The organism is Photorhabdus sp. S10-54 (assembly GCF_963878145.1).
Lineage (GTDB): Bacteria > Pseudomonadota > Gammaproteobacteria > Enterobacterales > Enterobacteriaceae > Photorhabdus > Photorhabdus kayaii.
In genome coordinates this window covers 16,861-39,962 of the sequence record NZ_CAWNXG010000006.1, presented here as the reverse complement: position 1 = coordinate 39,962, position 23,102 = coordinate 16,861, and the positions used below count along the sequence as shown (strand labels likewise).

Annotated in this window: 17 protein-coding genes; 12 read left to right on the top strand and 5 right to left on the bottom strand. The window is 38.3% G+C overall.

Annotation, left to right across the window (positions count from 1 at the left end; translation table 11 throughout):
- Positions 1–34 precede the first annotated feature (34 nt).
- On the top strand, positions 35–2,128 hold the full coding sequence (locus AACQ83_RS05030) for a TonB-dependent copper receptor (RefSeq protein ID WP_370446044.1): 2,094 nt from the start codon (positions 35–37) through the stop codon (positions 2,126–2,128).
- A gap of 61 nt (positions 2,129–2,189) precedes the next feature.
- Here AACQ83_RS05030 and AACQ83_RS05025 read toward each other — a convergent pair whose 3' ends face one another.
- The gene (locus tag AACQ83_RS05025) at positions 2,190–2,984 is read right to left on the bottom strand and encodes a glycoside hydrolase family 16 protein (RefSeq protein WP_112876691.1); all 795 of its coding nucleotides are present in this window, start codon (positions 2,982–2,984) and stop codon (positions 2,190–2,192) included.
- A 415-nt stretch (positions 2,985–3,399) separates the two neighbouring features.
- Positions 3,400–4,674 (bottom strand): bifunctional O-acetylhomoserine aminocarboxypropyltransferase/cysteine synthase, encoded by a 1,275-nt coding sequence (locus AACQ83_RS05020; protein WP_112876690.1) that lies wholly within the window; start codon positions 4,672–4,674, stop codon positions 3,400–3,402.
- A 592-nt stretch (positions 4,675–5,266) separates the two neighbouring features.
- On the opposite strand from AACQ83_RS05020, the gene AACQ83_RS05015 reads away from it, so the two are divergent.
- From AACQ83_RS05015 to AACQ83_RS04995, 5 genes are all read left to right on the top strand, one after another.
- Positions 5,267–6,625 (top strand): MATE family efflux transporter, encoded by a 1,359-nt coding sequence (locus AACQ83_RS05015; protein ID WP_112876689.1) that lies wholly within the window; start codon positions 5,267–5,269, stop codon positions 6,623–6,625.
- An 810-nt stretch (positions 6,626–7,435) separates the two neighbouring features.
- Positions 7,436–8,182, top strand: a complete 747-nt coding sequence (locus AACQ83_RS05010; protein WP_112876688.1) for a Slam-dependent surface lipoprotein — start codon at positions 7,436–7,438, stop codon at positions 8,180–8,182.
- A gap of 94 nt (positions 8,183–8,276) precedes the next feature.
- On the top strand, positions 8,277–9,764 hold the full coding sequence (locus AACQ83_RS05005; RefSeq protein ID WP_112876687.1) for a surface lipoprotein assembly modifier: 1,488 nt from the start codon (positions 8,277–8,279) through the stop codon (positions 9,762–9,764).
- A 52-nt stretch (positions 9,765–9,816) separates the two neighbouring features.
- Positions 9,817–12,816, top strand: coding sequence for a TonB-dependent receptor domain-containing protein (locus tag AACQ83_RS05000; protein ID WP_192880987.1), 3,000 nt, complete (start codon positions 9,817–9,819; stop codon positions 12,814–12,816).
- Positions 12,817–12,900: 84 nt separating this feature from the next.
- A complete protein-coding gene (locus AACQ83_RS04995) occupies positions 12,901–13,683 on the top strand; it encodes an energy transducer TonB (protein ID WP_240000695.1) in 783 nt (260 codons plus the stop codon).
- Positions 13,684–13,812: 129 nt separating this feature from the next.
- On the opposite strand, the gene AACQ83_RS04990 is transcribed toward AACQ83_RS04995, so the two are convergent.
- Positions 13,813–14,268, bottom strand: coding sequence for an acetyltransferase (locus tag AACQ83_RS04990; RefSeq protein WP_112876771.1), 456 nt, complete (start codon positions 14,266–14,268; stop codon positions 13,813–13,815).
- Between the two features lie 426 nt (positions 14,269–14,694).
- On the opposite strand from AACQ83_RS04990, the gene AACQ83_RS04985 reads away from it, so the two are divergent.
- On the top strand, positions 14,695–16,641 hold the full coding sequence (locus AACQ83_RS04985; protein ID WP_112876685.1) for an autotransporter outer membrane beta-barrel domain-containing protein: 1,947 nt from the start codon (positions 14,695–14,697) through the stop codon (positions 16,639–16,641).
- Between the two features lie 126 nt (positions 16,642–16,767).
- Here AACQ83_RS04985 and AACQ83_RS04980 read toward each other — a convergent pair whose 3' ends face one another.
- Both AACQ83_RS04980 and AACQ83_RS04975 read right to left on the bottom strand, forming a co-directional pair.
- Positions 16,768–17,223, bottom strand: coding sequence for a GNAT family N-acetyltransferase (locus AACQ83_RS04980; RefSeq protein ID WP_112876684.1), 456 nt, complete (start codon positions 17,221–17,223; stop codon positions 16,768–16,770).
- Between the two features lie 205 nt (positions 17,224–17,428).
- Entirely contained in the window at positions 17,429–17,704 is a 276-nt protein-coding gene (locus AACQ83_RS04975) for a FaeA/PapI family transcriptional regulator (protein ID WP_112876683.1), read from the bottom strand.
- Between the two features lie 540 nt (positions 17,705–18,244).
- Here AACQ83_RS04975 and AACQ83_RS04970 point away from each other — a divergent pair.
- The 5 genes from AACQ83_RS04970 to AACQ83_RS04950 all read left to right on the top strand — a co-directional run bounded on the left by AACQ83_RS04970 (position 18,245) and on the right by AACQ83_RS04950 (position 22,159).
- A complete protein-coding gene (locus tag AACQ83_RS04970; RefSeq protein WP_112876682.1) occupies positions 18,245–18,640 on the top strand; it encodes a hypothetical protein in 396 nt (131 codons plus the stop codon).
- 1,007 nt (positions 18,641–19,647) lie between these two features.
- Positions 19,648–20,133: a bactofilin family protein gene (locus AACQ83_RS04965; protein WP_229015797.1), complete on the top strand. Its 486-nt coding sequence runs from the start codon at positions 19,648–19,650 to the stop codon at positions 20,131–20,133.
- Positions 20,134–20,467: 334 nt separating this feature from the next.
- Complete coding sequence (locus AACQ83_RS04960) at positions 20,468–21,004, top strand: GNAT family N-acetyltransferase (protein WP_112876680.1); 537 nt, start codon at positions 20,468–20,470, stop codon at positions 21,002–21,004.
- Positions 21,005–21,084: 80 nt separating this feature from the next.
- Positions 21,085–21,567 carry a YhfG family protein gene (locus AACQ83_RS04955; RefSeq protein WP_112876679.1) on the top strand — a complete coding sequence of 161 codons (483 nt, stop codon included), beginning with the start codon at positions 21,085–21,087 and terminating at the stop codon, positions 21,565–21,567.
- A 7-nt stretch (positions 21,568–21,574) separates the two neighbouring features.
- A complete protein-coding gene (locus AACQ83_RS04950; protein ID WP_112876678.1) occupies positions 21,575–22,159 on the top strand; it encodes a putative adenosine monophosphate-protein transferase Fic in 585 nt (194 codons plus the stop codon).
- Positions 22,160–23,102: the final 943 nt, after the last annotated feature.

The window sequence follows — 23,102 nt, the reverse complement described above, 5'->3', positions numbered from 1 at the left end:
ATCTCTTCGGAAGGTGGATTCACATTAAGGAAAGATGATGTTCGAAAAAAATTCTCCTCATAAAAAAAATAGGCTATCCCATTGTATCCGTTCGGCGATGCCACTTTTTCTGCTAGCGACTTTTAATGGTTATGCGGCTGAAATCGCATCAGATGCACACGACCATGTAAAGGGTTCAAAAACCAATGATGGGGATGTAATTACCGTAACCGCGCCTTTGTACTCTCCTTTGTCAATTGTCACCTCGCCAAAAACCCCCCGTCAGCCGGTTCCGGCAAGTGACGGCTCTGATTATTTAAAAACCATACCCGGATTTTCTCAAATCCGTAATGGCGGCACCAATGGTGATCCAGTATTTCGGGGCATGTTTGGTTCGAGGATTAAGCTCTTGACTGATGGCGCAGAAATGCTAGGAGCTTGTCCCGGCAGAATGGATGCCCCTTCATCCTATATTTCGCCAGAAAGTTATGATTTGCTGACAGTCATTAAAGGGCCTCAAACGGTGTTGTGGGGAGCTGGTGCTTCCGCAGGGACCGTAAGATTTGAACGTGAACATCCTCGATTTGATCAGCCGGGAGTCAAATTCAATGCCAGTGGATTGATGGGTTCAAATGACCGTTGGGATGGCAATGTAGATGCCAGTATTGGCAATGAATTGGGATATTTACGTTTAATGGCAAATAAATCCCGTTCAAATGACTACAAAGATGGTGGTGGGTATCGCGTTCCTTCACGTTGGGATAAATGGAATAGTGATCTGGCGTTAGGGTGGACTCCGGATAAAGATACATTGCTTGAGTTGACCGCGGGAAAAGGGGACGGAGAAGCTCGTTATGCTGGACGTAGCATGGATGGTTCGCAATTCAAACGCGAAAGTCTCGGTGTGCGTTTTGAGAAATCTAACCTCGGTGAAGTGCTTGATAAGGTTGAAGCCCAAGTTTATTACAACTATACCAACCATATTATGGACAATATAACTTTGCGTTCTCCGAATAGCGCCATGTCAATGGGTATGCCTTCTTCGAGTTGTAAACATATGTGTGGTATGCACATGAATATGAATCACGGTATGTCTATGCAACTGGATCGTCGCGTTGTGGGAGGGCGAGTCATGGGTACCTGGCTATGGCAAGACTTCAAATTGGAAAGTGGCGCAGATACGCAAACCAATATCCATCGTAATAAAGCAGGTAATGTATGGCAAAAGGATGCTCAATTCTATAACTATGGCCTATTTGGTGAGCTAACTTGGTATGCTACAGAACAGAGCGAATTGATAACCGGTGCCCGTCTTGATCGCAGCCGAGCAAAGAAATTTGCTGGTAATAGTGAAAAAGAGCGTAATGATACCTTGCCGAGTGGTTTTGTGCGCTTAGAGCATACTCTGGCTGATGTGCCAATGATGTTTTATGCCGGTATTGGTTACACCGAGCGTTTCCCCGACTATTGGGAACTGTTCTCGCCGACATATGGTCCGGTGGGGAGTGCCAGTGCTTTTGATGGGGTAAAAAGTGAGAAAACCACTCAACTTGATATTGGCGCTCAATATACTGGAGAACGTTTTAATGGTTGGGTATCCGCTTATATAGGGCGTGTAAATGATTTCATTTTATTTAGATATAGCCCGACAAACGCCCGCATTAGTCAGGCTGATAATATCAATGCCAATATCATGGGCGGAGAAATGGGCTTTGGTTATCAATTGACAGATCATTGGAAAACGGATGCCAGCCTTGCCTATGCCTGGGGAGAAAACCGGACGGATAACCAGCCAATGCCTCAGATCCCACCTTTGGAAGCACGCTTCGGATTGACCTATGAACGTGGTGATTGGAGTAGTACCGGTTTGTGGCGGTTGGTGAGCAGCCAGCATCGGATTGCTGTGGGGCAGGGGAATGTTGTCGGCAAAGATTTTCAAGATAGTTCAGGTTTCGGCGTACTTTCGGCCAACGTTGCCTATAAGGTTAACAAAAATGTCAAAGTGAGCGCTGGCATCGACAATATTTTGGATAAAGAATACAGCGAACACCTTAACCTTGCCGGTAATAGCACCTTTGGTTATTCAGCGAATACCTCAGTGAATGAACCCGGCCGGACAATGTGGGCGAAAGTAGATGTAAAATTCTAATGAGAAAATGGCGTCCAATTATTGGGCGCCAATATTTGTTTTCCCTTTTCCTGATCGATGACTATTTCTTATTACCGATATACGGATAAACTTTTACATAATCAACATCGAATGTTGCGGTTGTTTTATTTATCGGGCCATAACCTTGTGCTGGATAACTGCGAGGTACTTCGGAGCTTAAAATAATATATTGGTTGGCGATTGAAATTGGAACTTGATCTAATCCCGACAGATTTTGAGCAATATCATCGATATAAAATGTATAACCACTTGGTGTCCATGCCACAGCAAATTTGTGGAATTGGCCATCAACAAGTTTATTTGTAGACAATCTCTTTGACCACTCCTTATGAGCGCTACCATAACCATTCCAGTGAATAGCATGGTCATATTGATCCTGTTTCGCTTCGGCTAAATGTTCAAATACATCAATTTCGACACCTGATTTTTCTGGGTTTGTTAAATCGTGACCCATTGTCGGTGACTGGATCCAGAACGCCACTTGATTACCCTCTGCACGATTGAATCTGATAGCGGCTTCCCAATAGCCATATGCTTGTAGGAAACTTTTTTGTGTTGAAATCATGCCGCAATAATTCTGTAGCTTGCCAGAAGAACTATCGGAATAAGTTTTTATGGTTAAATGACCGTTCCGTACAATAACCGCTGATTGAGTATTAATACAATTTTTTCTGATACCCAGGCCACGGTAATCCCATTTTTGGGTATTAAGTGTTATGCCATCGAAATTATCTTCGAATGAGGGCGTGGAGCTAAATTCATTGGGGATTTTTGCCGAAGCATACCCGCAGATCAATGAACTTAATAACAACGTGTGGGTTAGCTTAATTTTCATCTATTTTCCTTGTATGTTTGACGTGAATAATAGCCATTTAGGCGTTATGACGCGTTTTCCTAGGATGAGTAACTTAATCGAATATTGGCAACAGGGTTACCGACTTAATTTATTACTCCTATGCTTTTTGTTTTTAGTTATTTTGGACGTAATTAATATTGATTGGTGAAAATGAAAATCGACAATATTGATTGGGGAGAAAGAATTGAAATAGATACAGTGAAGAAAGTTATTATGGTGAGTAAATAGAACCCCGCTCGCCAGAACGGGGTATATACCCGTTATCTTTCAAGTTGCCTCTTTGTTGGCTGCACTCACTCACCCCGGTCACATAGTTCGCTATGCTCCCGGGGATTCGCTCCCTTGCCGTCGCGATGCATCTTGAAATCCATAGGGTATATAGGGTAACTCTGAATTATTTAGATGCATCCAGCGCTTGGGCAAGATCGGCAATAATATCATCGATATGTTCAATGCCGATTGACAAGCGGATCATATCTTGTGATACGCCAGCTTTAATTAACTCTTCATCATTTAATTGGCTATGCGTTGTTGACGCTGGATGACAGGCGAGTGATTTAGCGTCGCCAATGTTAACCAGTCGTACAATCAATTTTAGTGCGTCAATAAATCGTGCGCCGGATTGCTGCCCGCCTTTAATACCGAAGGAGAGAATAGCTGATGGTTTCCCATTCATATAGTGCTGAGCCAGTTCATGTTCTTGGTGGTTTGACAGCCCGGCATATTTCACCCAACTAACTTGAGGATGATCTTGCAGATAATGAGCGACTTTCAGCGCATTTTCAGTATGACGCTCCATTCTTAATGCCAGAGTTTCTAATCCTTGCAGGATAAGGAAAGCATTAAAAGGCGACAGTGCAGCTCCCATATTACGTAGCGGTACGACACGGCAATGTCCGATAAAGGCAGCCTTGCCGAATTGCTCGGTATAAACGACGTTATGGTAGGAGGGGTCCGGGGTCGTCAATATGGCAAACCGTTGCTTATGTTTTTTCCAAGGGAAATTGCCGGAATCTACAATGATGCCGCCAATAGAATTACCATGTCCTCCCATATACTTGGTTAAAGAGTGAATAACAATGTCAGCGCCATGCTCAATGGGGCGGCAAAGCACAGGGGTGGCGACAGTATTGTCAACAATTAAAGGGACGCCATGACGATGAGCCACTTCGGCAAATTTTTTCAGATCAACAATATTACCTGCCGGGTTACCAATAGATTCACAGAATACTGCTTTGGTACGATCATCAATTAGTGACTCCAATGCTGCGATATCGTCGTGTTCAGCAAATCGTGTTTCAATACCGAATCGCGGCAACGTGTGAGCCAGCAGGTTATAAGTGCCGCCATATAATTTAGCAACAGATATAATGTTATCTCCAGCGCTGGCAATGGATTGAATCGCACAGGTGACAGCCGCCATGCCAGATGCAACCGCTAAAGCAGCGACTCCTCCTTCAAGTAGAGCAACCCGTTTTTCCAATACATCATTGGTAGGGTTCATAATGCGAGAATAGATGTTGCCCTCAACCTTTAAATCAAATAGGTCGGCGCCGTGTTGAGTATCGTCAAACGCATAGGATGTCGTTTGATAGATAGGAACGGCAACAGCTTTGGTTGTTGGATCTGGGGAATATCCGCCGTGGATAGCAAGAGTTTCTGGTTTCATTTTCGATCTCTTCTTTTACGGTAAGATGACATATGTCTTTGATGGATGGTGTAAGCAGTTTTTGTTAAAACCATATACCCGTCATCTTTCAAGTTGTCTCTTTTGTTGGCTGCACTCACTCACCCCGGTCACATAGTTATCTATGCTCCCGGGGATTCGCTCCCTTGCCATCGCGATGTATCTTGAAATCCATAGGATATATTTCCGCTAATTCTTTATTAATTAAAGAAATAATTTGAAAAAGTGACTAATTATTTGCTTTAGCTATGTTAGTATTTTTATTTTTTTAATAATGTGGATGTTATCACAAAATAGTTCAATAATTTCATCCAAGTAACATTAACTATTAATATAGAAAATGGGAACAAAATACTTAAATAAATATTCAATCTTTTAGAAAGATCACAAAAATTTCTATGAAATAGTTAGTTTTCGTTAGATTGCTTTAATTTATTTCTTCACTGTTGCCTGAACGAAAATAGAAGGTATACTCATCGTTCTGATTTTTTCAAACTTTTTTAAATGATTTTGGTCGTAATTTATTGTTAGTATGATCAATATTGGCACTAACCAATAAATTAATGGGATTCTTATGGCTAAGTTTTCAAACCGGCGGGAGTTAAAACAACTTTTATTTTTCTCTTTCCCTATCATCGTTAGTCAGATAGCACGTACGGCAATGAGTTTTGTCGATATTGTGATGTCTGGTCACTATGCTACGGCTGATTTAGCAGCAGTAACATTAGGCAGTAGTATTTGGTTTCCTATATTTGTATTAGGATATGGGATGATTATCATGCTCGCAGCAGATGTAGCTAAGCAGAAAGCGCAACATGATGACGAAGGGATTAAAGCAAGTCTTAAAAATTACTTGTTTCTAGCGGTGATACTTTCGATACCAATAATTATTTTATTAATATTAGTTAGCTGGCTACTTTCACTCATAGGCATAGATGAGCATATTTTAGAAATTACCCAGGGCTATGTTCTTGCGATGGCATGTGGTGTTCCTAGTGTTATGATATTTAATGTTTTTCGTTCATTTCTACAAGGATTGGAAGATACGAAAACCGCCATGTATTTATCTGCTGGTGCTTTATTATTGAATATACCATTAAATTACATATTTATTTATGGAAAACTGGGTTTACCAGCAATGGGGGGCATTGGCGCGGGTATTACAACTGCGGTTATTAATAACCTAAGTGCTGTATGTCTGATTGCCTATTTTTTGCTAAAGAATAAATATCGTCGCTATAGGCCAGATTTCAGTTTACCAAAATATAATGATTTAATTAGGACGTTTTATATTAGCATGCCAAGTGGATTGGCTCTTTTTGTTGAAATGGTATTTCTGGATGTAATTGCTATTACTGCCGCTCCTTTAGGTGCTCAAGTCATTGCTGCACATAATATTATGCTTAATATTACCTCTATCATCTATACCGTAACTGGGGGGATTGCAGCCGCCGTGACAGTGAGAGTCGGTTCCTATATTGGGAAGAGAGATAGAACATCATTAACAGGTACTATAAGGATCTCAATTGCTTTAATTTTATCTATTTCCGCAGTTATTGGCGTTTTAATCTACTATTTCGCAGGTTCATTTATTTCACTCTATACTAACGATAATGGAGTCATAATAATTGCGCTTAATATAATCTTTCTGTTATGCCTGTTCCAATTCTTTGACTCTTGCCAGGCGGCTTTATCCGGTATTTTACGGGGTTTTCATGATACCCGATCAGTATTTTACGCGCCGTTATTCGGGTATTGGCTAGTGGGTTTGCCATTGGGGTTTGTTTTAGCTTTGACAAACTGGGTAACCGAGAGTATGGGAATTATAGGATTTTGGTATGGGTTGGTTTTGGGGCTTTTTGTGAACGCTATTTTGCTGTTTATCATATTAAAGGTTAGACAGAAAGGAATGATTTCTCGGTTAATTTCTTAATTTAACCACATAGTTGATGCAGCAAGGATATAAAGAACCTGAATAATACCTATATTAGCCTAATAGCTATCATATCTACATTTAATTCTCTGTCTAAAGATAGGGAATTTTATTGATTTATTTAACGCTTTCATCTATCGCTAGAAGATCATCAATATTGCCATTTAACGGTTTATTTCATAAAATTTTTTATTGTGAATAAAAATTTACTTCCTAAAATCATGGTTATTCATCTGATATCAATATGAAATTATATTTAAGTTGTAATTTAAATCATGTTAGTAATATGTTTATTTTACTTGGTTTAGTAAAAAGTATATTAATAATGTTTTTCTGAATAAATATATTTATATTCGATGTAATGGTTTTTTCTATTTAAATCATTTAGGTGAAATATATCTTTTTGATTTTTAGTTATCATTGTTAAATATTTCTTGATTAATGTGAAATAGTTAATTTTATATTAAATGGTTTCTATAAAAATAATAATCATTGCATTAATTTCTTTTTGAAATAATTTCTCGTTCATATATCGGTATGTATTGATATTTTTACACTCATTATTGGGTGATTCATCTAAGATTATATCCATTTTTATATTAAGGTTATGGTGAATATTTATTTAATAATTAAATAGTTAGCTGAATTAATTGCCATTCTATACAAATAGATACGATTGTTTTATGATAATGATTATCATTTCATTTTTTATTAAAAGTACGTTAATATGTGCGCCAGTCTTCGGACGGTACTAAAACTATGTAATAAGCAATACTCTAACATTTAATTAGTTAACATAAGGAATATGCTATGAACAAAGTTAAAGTGTTAATTGCAGTATTAGGTACATGTGGATTAGTAACACAAGCTATGGCTGATCCAGGTTTTGGGCAAACACAACAGTTTGATAGTCAGAAACAAAGTATCCAGGTAGGTGTGACTGATGCACGTGGTGGAGGTCATCCGACTCCGGGTGGAGAACCGGGAATAGGAGTTCAGTCTATTTGGGGGGGGAAAATTACTAGCTTTTCAAATCTTGCAAGTTATGCCGCAGCGGATGCAAATGGAATTCACAAAATTTCTATGCCGGGATCAGGTAGCCATAGTGGGATGGGGGTGTTCAATTTCAGTAAAGTGGCTAATGCTGATGTTTATTTTGGTGAATGGTCACAAAAAGGCACGGTAGATGATACTACTCATACCGCCTATTATTCTGGTAAAGATGTGACAACTAATTTACCTACCGGTGGCGTAGCAACTTATACGGTTAAAGGAATTAACCAATATAGTGGTAGCAATGCCCTGCATGGGACATTTACTGCTGATTTCGGTCAGAAAAGGCTTACTGGTTCAATAGCAAATAGTGCATTGACCGTTGGTATTAATTCTAGGATTAGAACAGATGGTTCATTTGCGGGTAGGGCGACTGCTGGAAATGTTGTAGGGACAAACAGCGGTCACTTCTTTGGCGATAATGCAGCTAGTTTAGCTGGGGTGGCTAAATTTGATGCGGATCACAGTAAAGATACTGCCTTTGGTGGAACTAAAAATCCATAATATGAATTTGTATTAGCTGAATAAGGCAAAGTTCATATGGGCTTTGTCTTATTTTGTTTATTTATCGGCTCGACTATGAAGCAGTGATATTCCGATGTTAAATATACCCATTATCCGTTTTTCCATATTGATCAATTGCTTGTTTATTTATCCCTCTTTGGTTCTGGCAGATGAAGATACCGGTAGAAGATTGTGGCATAACGTACAACGGAATTTACAGGATCAAGAAAAAGCGCTGGTCACGGATGAAACTGTAAATAAAAAAACGGATCATTTATCGATAGTACTTAATGGTCAGACTTTTAGTATTGAGAATAATGTGAATGATATTGGTCAGGCGCTCTATTTAGCCATTAATCATCAACAAGTGAAGGATGTCGAGCGCTTTTTGTTGATATACCAGAAGTTACCTGGACATGATATCCAATTGGTCCGTTTTGCTCGGGCAAATCTGGCGCGCTCTCAGGGTGACTTGGCAGCAGCAGAACAGCATTATCAGGCCATCTTGCAGCAACAGCCTGATTTTACCCGTGCTAAATTAGAGTTAGCTAGAGTCTATTATGAGAATCAAAAAAATAGAGAAGCTAGTTTACTATTTAATGAAATTTCAGCGGCTAGTCGCGATAATGAAAATAAATTACCACCGGCAGTCATTAAGAATATAACTAATTATCAGGAGGCGATTAATTTTCGCAATGCTTGGCGTGGGTCTTTTTCCGTGGGATATATCTTTAACGATAACACGAATATGTCGCCGGATAAGCCTCCTGTTTGCACACTTTATCGTGAAAATGGTGAGTGCGCAGTTGAACGTAATTTGCCTATGGCAAAGAAAGCAAATGGTATAAGTTATGATGCTACGTTGCGTAAGATATATCCGCTGAGTGGTCACCACGGTGTCTTTTTACGCTCGATGACTTATGGAGAAAGTTACCGTTATCATAGTGAGGAGAATGAAAATACCACTTCTGCTTATTTGGGCTATAGCTATAAAGCGCAAAAGGATGATTTCCTAATAGGGCCAGTTGTTGAGTTTAATTATGTTGGTAACCATTCTCGTTATCGTACTACGGGAATAAAATCCGAATGGATGCATATTCTATCTAAAAATCTGGTATTGAATTTGGAAGGAGAATATAAGCAGTTTCGTTATCATAAACTTTATAATCATAATGACGGTAATATGACCTCTGTTTATGCCACCTTATCTTATTATTTAACTGATCAAACCATTACCTTTGCAGGGGGGGATTGGGTTAATAAAACCAGTGTTGAGAGAGTAGATGATTATCAGCAAAAAGGTGTGCGAGCAGGCATTTCCACTCAATTGTATCCGGGAATTAATGCAGTGGTATTTACTGCATTGCGCCAGCGGCAATTTGGTGATTACAGCGTACCTCTAAATGCACGTCGTAAAGATAATGAACAATTCTATGCGGCAATTGTGAGTATGCCTAAATTTGAAGTTTTCGGTTTAACCCCAGTAATTACTTATCGATTTAGAAAAAATAGTAGTAATGTTGATTGGCTCTATTCCTATAATAAGAATGAAGTGTTAGTCAAGTTTGAAAAGTATTTTTGATACTGGTTGAAGTAACAAGTTATTTCAATCCACACTATGGCAGATAATGATTATGTATAAATTAAATAATAAATATAGCAAAATAACATTCATGCTGGTGTTGGCCTACAGTATGATGCCTTATCGTGCTGATGCAGAAACACTAGTAACCCCGGCTCAATCATCTAAACAGTCCGCTGAAAATAAGGCTGACCTCGGTAAAATTAACGTTTCAGCGACCAGTGAAAAAGATGAGGCAGGTTATGATGCGGTTTATGATAAAGATATTACCAATATTTACTTGGGTAAGGATTTGGTAGAACGCTATAAGGGCGCTTCACCGGCGGATGTTTTAAAAAGTGCAGTTGGCGTATTTAGTGGTGATTCGAGAAACAGTGGCGCATTAGATCCTAATATTCGAGGTATTCAGGGGCAGGGGCGGGTTCCTGTTACTATTGACGGTACTGAACAGGCAATTACCACCTGGCGTGGTTATAACGGTGCGAATAATCGTAACTATATTGATCCTAATTTGATCAGCAGCATTGAAATAGAAAAAGGTCCATCATTGACACGTGGAGTAAAAGGTTCGATCGGTGGGGCGGTAATGATCAAAACTCTGGGTATTGATGATGTGGTACCGATAGATGAGCAATTCGGTATTAACTTGAAATTGGAAACCAGCAGCAATGCAGTTAAGGAACGTGTACCTCATCTACAATTGGGACAAGATTATCGAGATGTTCCCGATTTTAATCAAGGATTTAATTATGTTGATCCTGCGTTAGAAATTACGCCAAAAACTTCAAAAGATAATAAATTATTGGGCCTAAAAGATAATGCGATACGTCTGGCGATAGGTACCCGGCAGGAATATTTTGATTTAATGGCAGCTTATAGTTATCGCAGTAAAGGAAACTATTTTGCCGGCAAGGGTGGTGCTCATCGCTATGATGAGCCCATTAATAAAAAGGATATAGAGATCCTTGATGGTGGGACCCGGTCATATGATCCTTATCTGCCTTTTGTGGCACGTATATATCGCCCTGGAAATGAGGTGCCGAATACTTCCAGTGAAATGAAGTCTTGGTTGTTTAAAAATACCTGGTATCTGGCTAATCAACAGACGATTGGGTTTGGTATCCGCGATACTAAAACGATTTACGGGGAGATTATGCCTTCGCGGCTTGGTTGGGTTCGGGCTGAAAATAATGTTGTACCACAGTGGCCGCTGGCGAATGTACATCAGCAGGCATTTAATCTGGATTATAAATGGAAACCTGACGGGAACAAATGGGTTGATTTTGATATGAAATTTTGGATTACCCGTACTATCAGCGATACCAATACTGCCGGGGGATATCCACGTGAACCGCGAGAGCGGGATGAAGCTTGGGATGTGGGGGGGCGGCAGGAAAGAAATCCGAATAAAGATGGTCGTCTGGTAGATACTGCTTCTACTAATACCCATAATAACCGTTGGGGAATTGATCTCTCTAATGCTTTCGAATTGACCTCAAATTTAGATTTAACCTTGTCAGCTAGTCTGCAACAGGAACGTTTAGGTTCTCATGATGATTATGAAGGGAAGAATTTTTCTAGTTTTCGATCACCACCAAGAAAAGGACGCCGTCAGGAGAATAATGTTGCCTTTAATTTTGACTGGCGTCCTACCCCGTGGCTGGCATTAAGTGCCGGCGCTAGGCGAATCAGTTATTGGTCTAAGGATGATTTTTTAAATGAACGTTTGGCGGCTCGTGATATTGGTTATAGTAAGGATAAAAAGTTGGTTGGCCAAGGGTTGCGATATCTGAGAACACTTACCGACCGGGAAGCTGAACTATATAAAAAGTTTGATGAATGTTTTGAGTGTCTGACTGATGATGAATTTAACGAATACACTGATAAAAAATTTACAAGTTCAAAAACACGAGATTCAATTCTTCGCCCTATGGTACCGGTAGACGTGCTTTGGAAATATCATGACGATGGTAAGTTATATAAACAAAATAATCCCTATTTTAATGGGAAACTTGATATGAACGAACGCGTTATTGATCCTGTGACGAATAAAGAAGTGTATAAATATGAATACAGTACCGTTCAGCAGAATAGCCGTTATATTGATGACTCTGGAGAAATATTGAGTACTGGTGATAGTGGTGTTTATAAAGCAAAAAGTGAGCAGGAGCGTTGGTCTAAACAACCTAAACGTAAAGATCATGCTTGGGCGCCGGTATTTTCCGCAACGGCTTATATCTCTGATAATGCACGTATCTATACCCGTTATGCCGAAGCAGTACGTATGCCGAGTATCTTTGAAGATACCGTTGGCTTTTCCTCCGGTTTGACTGATAAACCAGCACGCGCTTTTAAACCTGAACGTAGTAAAACAGTGGAAGTGGGTTATGTGCATGATTTAAGTCAGTTATTGGGTGCGGAGCGTAATGCGGATATTAGATTCGCTTATTACAATACTGTCATTGAGCATGTTTTTGATCGTGACAGTAACTTTGTATTTACTCAACTAGATAAACAGAAATTATCCGGTTTAGAACTACAGGGACGTTATGATAACGGTAGTTTCTTTACCCATTTTGGCCTATCTTATAATCTTAAGAATAAAGTTTGTGATAAAACTGCATCGCTTATGTTAGATCCAAGAAACCAGTTTGGTGTTCCTGAATGTATTGATGGCGGTTTTCCCGGTGGTTTTTTAAGGACAACTATTCCACCTCGTTATTCTCTTAATCTGAATATTGGTGGCCGGTTATTGGATGAAAATTTAGAGATCGGTAGCCGAGTATTATACCATAGCAGTGTGGAGAATAAGGATGAAAAATGGTTAATGAAAAAAATGCCCGGTGTTTATAAAGGGATAAGTAATAATCCGATGCGCTGGAATTCGGTAATGACTGTAGATGCTTATATTAATTATCAGGTTACGCCAGATGTAGTCGTTGAATTATCTGGCACCAACTTAACCGATCGCTATTATCTGGACCCGTTAACGCGTTCCATGATGCCAGCGCCTGGTCGGACGTTTAAGCTTAGTGTCACCAGTCGGTTCTGACTCTTTAAAGGAGATTTGCCGGTTGCGGTTAAGCGCGCTGGCAATCTCCACAGATAATGAACGGAAAGATGGCTTGAAGTTATGATGAAAAATCGTATTTATATTGGCTTGTGTGCTTCCTTACTGTTACATGCGGGTATTGTTGGATTTATGGCGCGGCATTTACTGCGTGATGACAGTGCGAATAATCAATCAGTGAATTCGCCAATAATTAGTATGTCAATAGAAATGGTTGCTTCGGCAGCACCGGCCGGACAGGAACAACCTGTAGAACCGGAACCTATTCCTCCCCCGTTACCGCCAGAGATAGTGGTAGCGGAATCACCACATGAGGCAAAAATAGTACTTAATAAGCCAGCGGATAAGCCACGCAAACAGGAACGTCCGAGGCCACCGCCAGAAAAGCATGTGGATGCTAAACCGAAGGACAAATCTCAGCCACAGAAAAAACCGGTAGAAGAGCCTCAACAAAAACAGGCAGAGCAAACGGAAGGTAACTCTCAGTTAGCGGGGAGAGATGCTGTGGATTCACAAGCAGGCGCCCGTCAGGCGACGACCAGTCAACCGATGACGGGCGTGGGAGCTGATGAGTTACAAAGCTATCAGGCTGCCTTGCGTCGTGAAATTGAAAAACATAAACGCTATCCGCGTCGGGCTAAGAAAATGAAGCAACAGGGGATAGTTCAGGTCAGGTTTAGCTTGCTGGATAGTGGCGATTTGACGAATCACCAATTAGTACAGAGTTCAGGCGCTGATGAATTGGATCGGGCAGCCCTTGCGGCGATTCAACAAGCTCGATCGGTAGGATTGAAACCGGCTGGTTTGCCAAAAGAGCTTACCTTAGCAATAGAATTTAATTTGAAATAAATATATACCCTATAGATTTCAAGATGCAGCCAACAAAGAGGCAACTTGAAAGATAACGGGTATAGGTTTGGGCAGCGAAGAGACTGTCGCTGCCTTGATAATAGTGGCGTCATGTGGGGATAGTGTGAGTTAGATAGCTTTGGCGTTCGGCCGTTCAATTCGCATATGTAATAACGGAAACGGATTACCTTGACCGTCAATTTCTGAGCGGTTGAAAACGCTAAATCCTTGGTGCTGATAGAAACCTACTCCTTGAACATTTTGTTCATTAACATCAAGTTCATTGATACCTAATTCGCTAATAGCAAAATTCAGCAATGTTTTGCCGATGCCTTTGCCACGGGAATCTGGAGTGATAAACAACATTTCAACTCGATGCTGATCAACGCTAATAAAACCCTCAATTTCGTGTTTATCATTTATCGCTTTATAAACCGTCAGCATCGGTAAATAGATATGCAGAATCAATGGGCGTAGTTGATTAATATATTCGTCAGATAAAAAGTCATGTGTTGCTCGTACCGAGGCTTCCCAGATTTCGATCAGTTTATTGAAATCGGCCTTCATTGCTTGCTGAATTTTCATATTCATTCTTCTTAATCTTTTATTTTTCTGAACTGAGATGAATTGATGCTATCACGTTTGTAGTGATGGATCGCTTCAGATATTACTTAAAGCTATCCATTATTCCTATCAGAATCTTATTCTGTCTGTTTTGTGATCTATTTCATGAAGCAGAGGAGAGAATTGAATCAATTTGGTCTAATATTACTTTTTATAGATAGTTGAATTTTAACCAAATTGATTAATTGAACAATCAAGCAACACTAAACTTTAAAACCTAAAAAAACAGTGCGGGATTCTCTCTGTTGCTAACTATAATGAGGTATTGGTTAATCAAAAAGGGGACTGCGTCATATCTCATTAACGTAGTTTCTATTCGGATTGATCATTTTAGTTGAACGGCTAGTTCAATGATAAATATAAAATAACTTCTTGAGGATCATATTAATGAAAAGGGCATTTATATTTACACCAGGCGTGTTAGCACTTTCGATAAGTGCAATTTCTAATGCACACACTTATGACCAGCTATATGTTTTTGGTGATAGTTTGAGTGACAGCGGAAATGGAGGTCGATATACGATCAATGGTACAACCAGTAAGTTGTATAATGATCTTATTGCTCAACACTTAGGGACTAAATTGACCAATTCTAATAGTGGGGGGAATAATTACGCAGTAGGTGGAGCGACTGCTGTTTCTGATTTAAATAAAGATCACAACACTCAAAATCAGGTAGATAATTATCTGGCAAGCCACGGTGGTCGTGCTGATCCTAATGGCATGTATGTTCACTGGATTGGTGGTAATGATATTCAGGCGGCATTGGGAGATTTGGGTAAAGCGCAAGGAATAATTGATAAGAGTGCAAAAGCCGCTGCATTCCAGGTACATACGCTTCTCAATACGGGGGCTGGGTTGGTGATCGTACCTACGGTTCCTGATGTTGGTGTCACTCCGAAGCTTATGGAGACCATTATCTCTAGAGGGCTAGAATCTAAAGTTACCTCAGGCAAACTTAAGGAGGCGATGGATAAAGTTCATGCGGCAGTCAACAAGTATCCAACAATCGATGAAGGCACCCGTCTTCAAGTTATCCAAGGTGTTTTCAAAAATATCGGACTTGAAGCTTCAGGGGGGGATGCTAAAAAAGCGGAGGAGATAACTCAACAATTGTTTGGTACTTATGAAAAAGTAAGCCGTAGTGCGTCAGAGCTGGTTGATAGCTACAACCAATTAGAAGATATCGAACTTAGCCAGAAGGGCGGCAATATTGTTCGAGTTGATGTTAATGCACTTTTACATGAGGTCATTGATAATCCTTTACGTTATGGTTTTTCCAATACAGTAGGTTATGCTTGTGCTCGGACTGTTAATGCCAGTGCTTGTTATTCCGATGTTCCCGGTTTTGATGCCAATCAACTCTTTTTATTTGCTGACGATTTTCATCCAACTCCAAACGCACAGCGTATGATTGGTGAGTACACTATTTCAATCCTTAATGCTCCACATCAGGCTATGTCACTGACGAATACCAACAATGTGCCGGTGAAGGGGGCGCTTGCTTCTCTTGACGGCCGTTTGCAACAGTTACGTAGCGTGGGTAATGACCAAGGTAAAATAGGCGTATTCGGTGGTTATAGTGGTAATCACAACAGCACACTGACTCTGGGTAGTGACTATCAGCTCACGGATAATATTCTGTTGGGGGGAATGATCTCTCGTTATCAGGATAAGCGCTCAGTTAATCATTTTTACGCTGATGGTCGTGGTTATGTCTTCACCACTTATGGCTTATGGCGTTACTACGATAAAGGTTGGATTAGCGGCGATCTTCACTATTTGGACATGAAATATGAAGACATTACGCGTGGTATTGTGCTCAATGAGTGGCTGCGCAAGGAGCATGCTTCGACTACCGGTCATCAGTGGGGCGGACGCATTACTGCGGGTTGGGATATTCCGCTGACATCTACAGTCATGACCAGCCCGATTATCCAATACGCTTGGGATAAGAGTTATGTTAAAGGTTATCGTGAATCAGGTAAGAGCAGCACGGCTATGCATTTCGGCGATCAACGTTACGACTCTCAGGTCGGAACATTAGGCTGGCGTCTGGACACCAATTTTAGTCGTTTTAATCCCTATGCTGAAGTTCGGTTTAACCACCAGTTCGGTGATAGTCGTTATCAGATTAGTAGTGCCATTAACTCAACTGAGACATCTTTCGTTAGTGAAAGTCAAAAGCAGGACACCAACTGGCGTGAATACGTTATCGGCATGAATGCTGCTATTACAAAAGATTGGGGCGCTTTTGTGTCAATATCACGTAATGATGGTGATGTTCAGAATCACACTTATGCTTTCAGTTTAGGTGTTAATGCCAGTTTCTAATTTCTGGTTAAAAGATACAAGTTGATAAAACAATAGCTGCCTGCTTATCGCAATAGTGTGGTTGTTGTCGCAGTAATGCCCGATCACCTTGTCGGGCATTTTTCATGACTAATTGATATGACTACTTTATAGCTTAGGTTGTTTGTAAATATCAGGTCGGACAATTTGCCAAACAAAGTTTTCTTCGTTTACCGGGGAATAACCCATTTTTTCATACAGCCACGGCGCCATAGAAGTGACTAACATAATATGACGAAGCTGTGCTATTTGGGGATGTTCCAGGCAACATGTCATTAGCCAACGTCCTAATCCTAATCCTCGATAGTCGTCTAAAATAAAAACATCACTAAGATAACCAAAGGTTGTGAAGTCAGTCACGATACGAGCAAATCCTATCTGCTGAGTATCTTTATATAGACCAAAGTTCAAGCTATTTTCGATCGACAACTTAACTGTCTCCTTGTCGATCCCTTCTGCCCAAATGGAGTTCGTCAGAAACTGTTGTATGATCGTAATATCTAATTTATTTTTATCTGTAGTGACAACATATCCATCCTTTTCCCAACGATGCAATTTTTCCATTCTGGCTTCCTCTGAAATAAAATGATAATAATTGATTATGATATCTCTGCACTTGAATGCGTTGTTGAGACTTTTATCATAGAAAGAATATAGCGATTTGAATGAATAACACCATAGGGCCGTATGTCGTCTCTTCAAGTTTTCGACTATATAGACTGGCCCTACTGCACAGAGCAGACATCCTTTTCTTCAGATTTGTTTGACATTAGATAGATTTAATTTTGTCTTCCGGTATATACCATCGGAGAGAATTCTTAATGGGAGACGGAGTTACCATAACTAATCCTTTGTTAGCCAGTTTCAATAACAGATAACGTGCTTTGTAGATGGTGAAATCGCATTGTTCCGCTACATCACGCGTACTAGGCCATGATTCTGGTGGGGGAGCCGCTTGCATTTTACGAATAGTACATAATTCGGATATGACATTGAGTATTTGATCCGTCTGGGAAGGTTGAGTCGAATCTTTCCGGTTTTCCATATTAACTCCAGGCTTTATTGAACCCAGTTGGATATCTTGAGCAATTAGGATAATCCAACGGTTAATTTCAACACATGAGGGCAATCTGAATGTCCTATTCAGTCATAAAGAATTGCCGGGTATATCCTGTTTTGTCAAGGTTGGTTTTTATACGATGCAGAACGATTATATCGAAAAATTGAAATTTTAGATCTTTTAATTTGAAAAACAAATTGCATAAAGTATTTTATTCTTATATAGATATAATTTGCGACACTATAGATCGCAAATGATCGTATTGAAATGTTATCTAAGTATTTTGTTGTGAAATTATTTGGATTTGTATTTTTTGTTTTTATTAATTGAATTATTCTGTAATACTTTAAAGGTCGATAGGGTCATTGTTCATATATAAATATTTTTTATGGTTTATTCCTTACATCAAATTTTTTCTAATCTTGATAAGATTAAAATAGGATCACCAATAAAATTATTTATTTAAAATATGTTGTTTTTTTATGCTGATATTAATCGTTATTAGATTAATCGTAATAATTCGAAATGAAACTGAATAAAATTATAATAGCGGCCATGTTAATATTGGGTGTTGTGACTGTTGCAAATAAAGCTGATCGAAGCTATATCACAGTGACCTTTAATGGCGCTATTATTGCTATACCTTATTCTACCGATCAGGATCTTCTTGGTAAAACTATCAATCAGGGGAAAATTTCCAACGTAGTATTGAAAAAAGTGAGAGCTTCAATCCATAAAAGTCTTGAGAACCATTTGGTAAATTGCAGATTACAACCAGTAGTTCACCAGTTATTATCCAAGGCAACATTGAAAATATTGCTGGCTTTACCTTGGGTGACTAATAAGACTGATAAATCTTTGAAGTTGTGCCAGCGAAAGAAGCTTCATATATTCAGATTAATGATAAATTTTACTTTTTAATAACTATTTCTTGATTGTGAGACAAGTGAGGTCTGATTATTTTCAATAAAATTTTGGTGTTTAAGTTATCCCCACTATATAATTTTTCATTCATTATATCTCTCAATATTGAATTACTTTCATATCAATCTTATCTCTTTTCTATATTAATATAAAATTAGTAAATAATATAAATAAAAAATATTTTTAATATTAATCTTTTTGTATAATGATATAGTTTAAATGAGTAATTTATGATGGTTTATCCAATCTATAATTAATATTATAAGGTTGTAATTGAGTCATTTATTCATAAAAGTAATTGATTTATTGGATATTAATTGTGCTTTTCTTGTACAGTAATATTGGTATTTTTAATAAATTAATTTTTTTATATAAATAAGTAATATGTTTGTTAGGTAAATATCAGTAGATATTAATTGAAAAATATTCTTATAACACATCATCTGTAAATAAAATTAAACATTAATAACGTGACTTTATTGTTGATTTATGTTAACAATTATAAATATAAAGCATCTATTTTAATGTTAATTTTTCCTTGTTAATTATTATCGAAGAATGAATATATACCCAATGGATTTCAAGATGCACCGCGACGGCAAGGGAATGAATCCCCGGGAGCATAGGTAACTATGTGACCGGGGTGAGTGAGTGCAGCCAACAAAGAGGCAACTTGAAAGATAACGGGTATAGGTTTTTAACCGTTTAATAACGTTGTAAATACCTGCTTTCCTTTAGCATTGATTGTTATCTGCTCTGTTAAAATAGTGATTTTGGTTTTGTATTTTCTAATGAAAAAAGCATGAAAAATAACAAAAATGTGAACAAACATGGCAAAACATCGTTTTTCGGACAACATTTTTTTGAGCTGTATATGGATCATGTGGAGCATTGCTCTGGGATTCTATCTGGCTGGTAATTTTTTTGGCTGTACAGTGACAGCGATTCTCTCTTTTTTGGCTCTAATATTTTGCTTTATTCACATGAGGTCGAGATTAAAAACTATGTTTGGAAAAAAAGCAGAGGCAGCGGCTGTTGAGCCGGTATCTCAATTTGTTGATGATAAAAAGAACGCCGGTGCAGAAGCTCGTCGTTGTACTATTGTTGCCAAAAGTTCGGTATTTAAGGGTGATATTGATGTAGAAGGTGATATACAAATCTGGGGCAAAGTGATTGGCAATATCCGGGTGAAAGAGGGCGCGATCCGCATTATGCATGCTGGACGGGTTGAAGGTGAACTTAGCGCGCCAGAAATCATTATTGATGGTGACGTTGTGGGGACTTGCTGTGCAGCAACGTTGGATATTCTTGAACATGGTGAGCTGCGCGGAATCAGTCGTTGCGGCAGTATGTCTATCAAGCGCGGAGGCCTGTTTTTTGGGCAATCGGAACAGGTTGAAAACAAGACAGCATCTGAACGTGTTGTGCCAATAAAAGATACCAATAATGATAAATCTAAAGATAAGGCCACGGTAAAAACCAGTGCTTGATAAACCAGGCCCGTGTGATATCTGATTCAGATCCTTCCGGCACGGGCCACTTCCCTGTTAGTTTTTAACGAGTTGTTCTATTTTCTCTTTAGTTTTGTTTATTGTAGTAATCTTATACCCTATGGATTTCAAGATGCATCGCGACGGCGAGGGAGTGAATCCCCGGGAGCATAGCAAACTATGTGACCGGGGTGAGCGAGTGCAGCCAACAAAGAGGCAACTTGAAAGATAACGGGTATATCTATTTAATTGTTTTAATGACTCTGATTAAAGTATGTGGTATGCCGTATAGGTAGGTGTTCTGTTTGTTAACTAATATTGGGAGGAGGAGAATATGGCTGTAGTGTTGGAAACAGACAGATTAATCATGCGGGCATGGAGAGAGGAAGACAGATTACCATTTTGCTATTTGAATAGTAACGTAGAAGTCATGGAATATTTTCCTACCACCTTGACGGCGGAACAGAGTAATACCATGGTGGATAGAATTATCCAGAGATTTGAGCAACAGGGAGGTTGGGGATTATGGGCTGTGGAGCTGAAAGAAACCGGGGATTTTATTGGTTTTGTCGGTTTGAATATTCCTATAGCGGAATTACCGTTTTCACCTTGTGTTGAAATTGCATGGCGTCTTAATAAGCCATTTTGGGGTAGAGGTTATGCCAATGAAGCAGCACGTAAGGCATTGAATTTTGCTTTCACCCAATTGAAACTTGAGGAAATAGTTGCATTTACGACAATTTCCAATTTGCGATCTCAAAAAGTTATGGAGCGGCTTGGCATGGTAAAAGATGAAAATACTTTTTTGCATCCTTCATTACCGGATGGGCACCCGCTTCATGAACATGTGCTTTACCGGATTCGTCAATAATAGCGTTATTCTCTTTTCTGGTTTTCGTTACTTTGATGTTTTATACTATTGCTGCATAGATATGTATCTTGGAAATTCAAATGAAATATGAGTTAGCTGTTATGGCGGCCTTGACTAAATTAGATCATCCTAATACCCGTTCAATTGTAGAAGCGACAGGGATATCTGAACGTAAGGTGCAACAGGTTTTGCAAATATTGCAACAAGACTTAGAGGTAAAGATTAACCGTATTAGAAATGGGAAGGTTAGTTATTTTGAAGTTATTTCTTGGGGGATATTTGAAAGCGGCCAGGTGATTAACTGTAAATTGAGCGATTTGGATCTGGCTAAGTTTAAATATTCCCGTCAGCAAGAGAAAAATATTAGAAACCAAAAGAATAGAAGAGCAATAATGACAACTTATAATGAAAAAAAACATTATTTTGACCGTGTAAAATTAAAAAACTATAGAGATAGCATGCGCCTTGAAGGGATGAATATTGTTATGAATAGTTTGCCTGAAACACCGAAAGAGCAAAAAAATCTTAAAGATAAACTCATTAGGAAATATAGTTTACAATGAGGTGGTTATGATAGATAAATATGGAGCAGGGCAAGATCCCTACACATATCCGGGTATAGACACATTGATTAATAAATTAGGTATTCGTGATCCCATTGTGCTTGAACAGGCAGAAAGGGAACTCACTGAACTTGCTATATTGAATATTTCATTCCAGGAACCTCCTTACGATTTGGTCTTTTGGTGTCAACTTCATAAACAGATATTTTCTGACTTATATGATTGGGCTGGTCAGCTAAGGATAATTGATATATCTAAAGGGGATACCCGCTTCTGTCATGCTAAATGTATTGAGATGGAAGGGAATAGGATATTTGATATATTAGAGAATGAAGATTATCTTGTAGGATTAAACTATCATGAGCTTGTTAGGAAACTTGCTGAATATTATGCAGAATTAAATGTGATTCATCCTTTTAGAGAAGGAAATGGGCGAACACAGCGACTATTGTTTGAATATATTGTTATAAACTGTGGATATAAAATCTCTTTTGAATCTATAGATGCTAAACAGTGGATTGAGGCTAATATTTCTGCTTATCAATGTAACTATCAGCCATTAATAAGGATTTTTGAAAATTGTGTCTCTTAAATTATATAATTTTGAGATGATATAATGAATTATTTACTAGTATTTTTTATCTAAGATTTTTGGTGACTTCAACTATTACTTACAGACAGAAAAATAGTTTTAATTATGGGGTTATATTAATAATAAGACGATTAGGTATTTAATATATTTTCCTGCTGAGATAACCTTCCGTGGAGTATTTATTTTTCTATGATTAATAGAGTTTCATTTTATGAGCTTGCCGATTAAGCATTCCACTTAATTTGGATTGAATGTATTTAAAGTGATTGACGGTTTAAAAAATATAAAATAAATAAAACCGTACAATGAAAGCGACAAGAACAAAACTATCCTTGTCACTTTATTTATTAAATATATTATTATCAATTGATTTAAAGACAAATTGTCCCAAGGAAAAGGCTAATAATAATTACTGGCGCACATGTCTTAGCGCATTTACCCAGAGATCTCTCAGAGTAATAACATAAATTTGCCGACGCGAAGTTAGGCGAGAAAGCGGTAATGCTCAATACTAAAAAACAAATTGATAGCTTTTTCATGGTTGGTACCTCATCAGGGGATTATGTAGAGTAAAATAATTTATCCTAGCTACTAATTATTGTTCAATAATAGGTAATAAGTTCTCTTTTCGTATAATTTTTTGTTGTATTGTTGAAAATTTGTTGAAGTAACGCTGATGGATTTGTGATAAAGAGTAGAGAAATAATTTTTATCAATTAATAATAATGAATAATTCAGTGTTGATTGTTTTTATATTTTATCTTTTAATATATTTCCTTATATTATTTTTGAAAATGATAATATACTCTTTTTAGATTTATTTTATTAAAAATATAATAAAAATTTTTCATTTACACTATTGCATTCAATATTAACTATAATATAACTTGCAATAAATTACAGAATCTTGTGAGTGATATTATATTTCCAGGATTATATAATA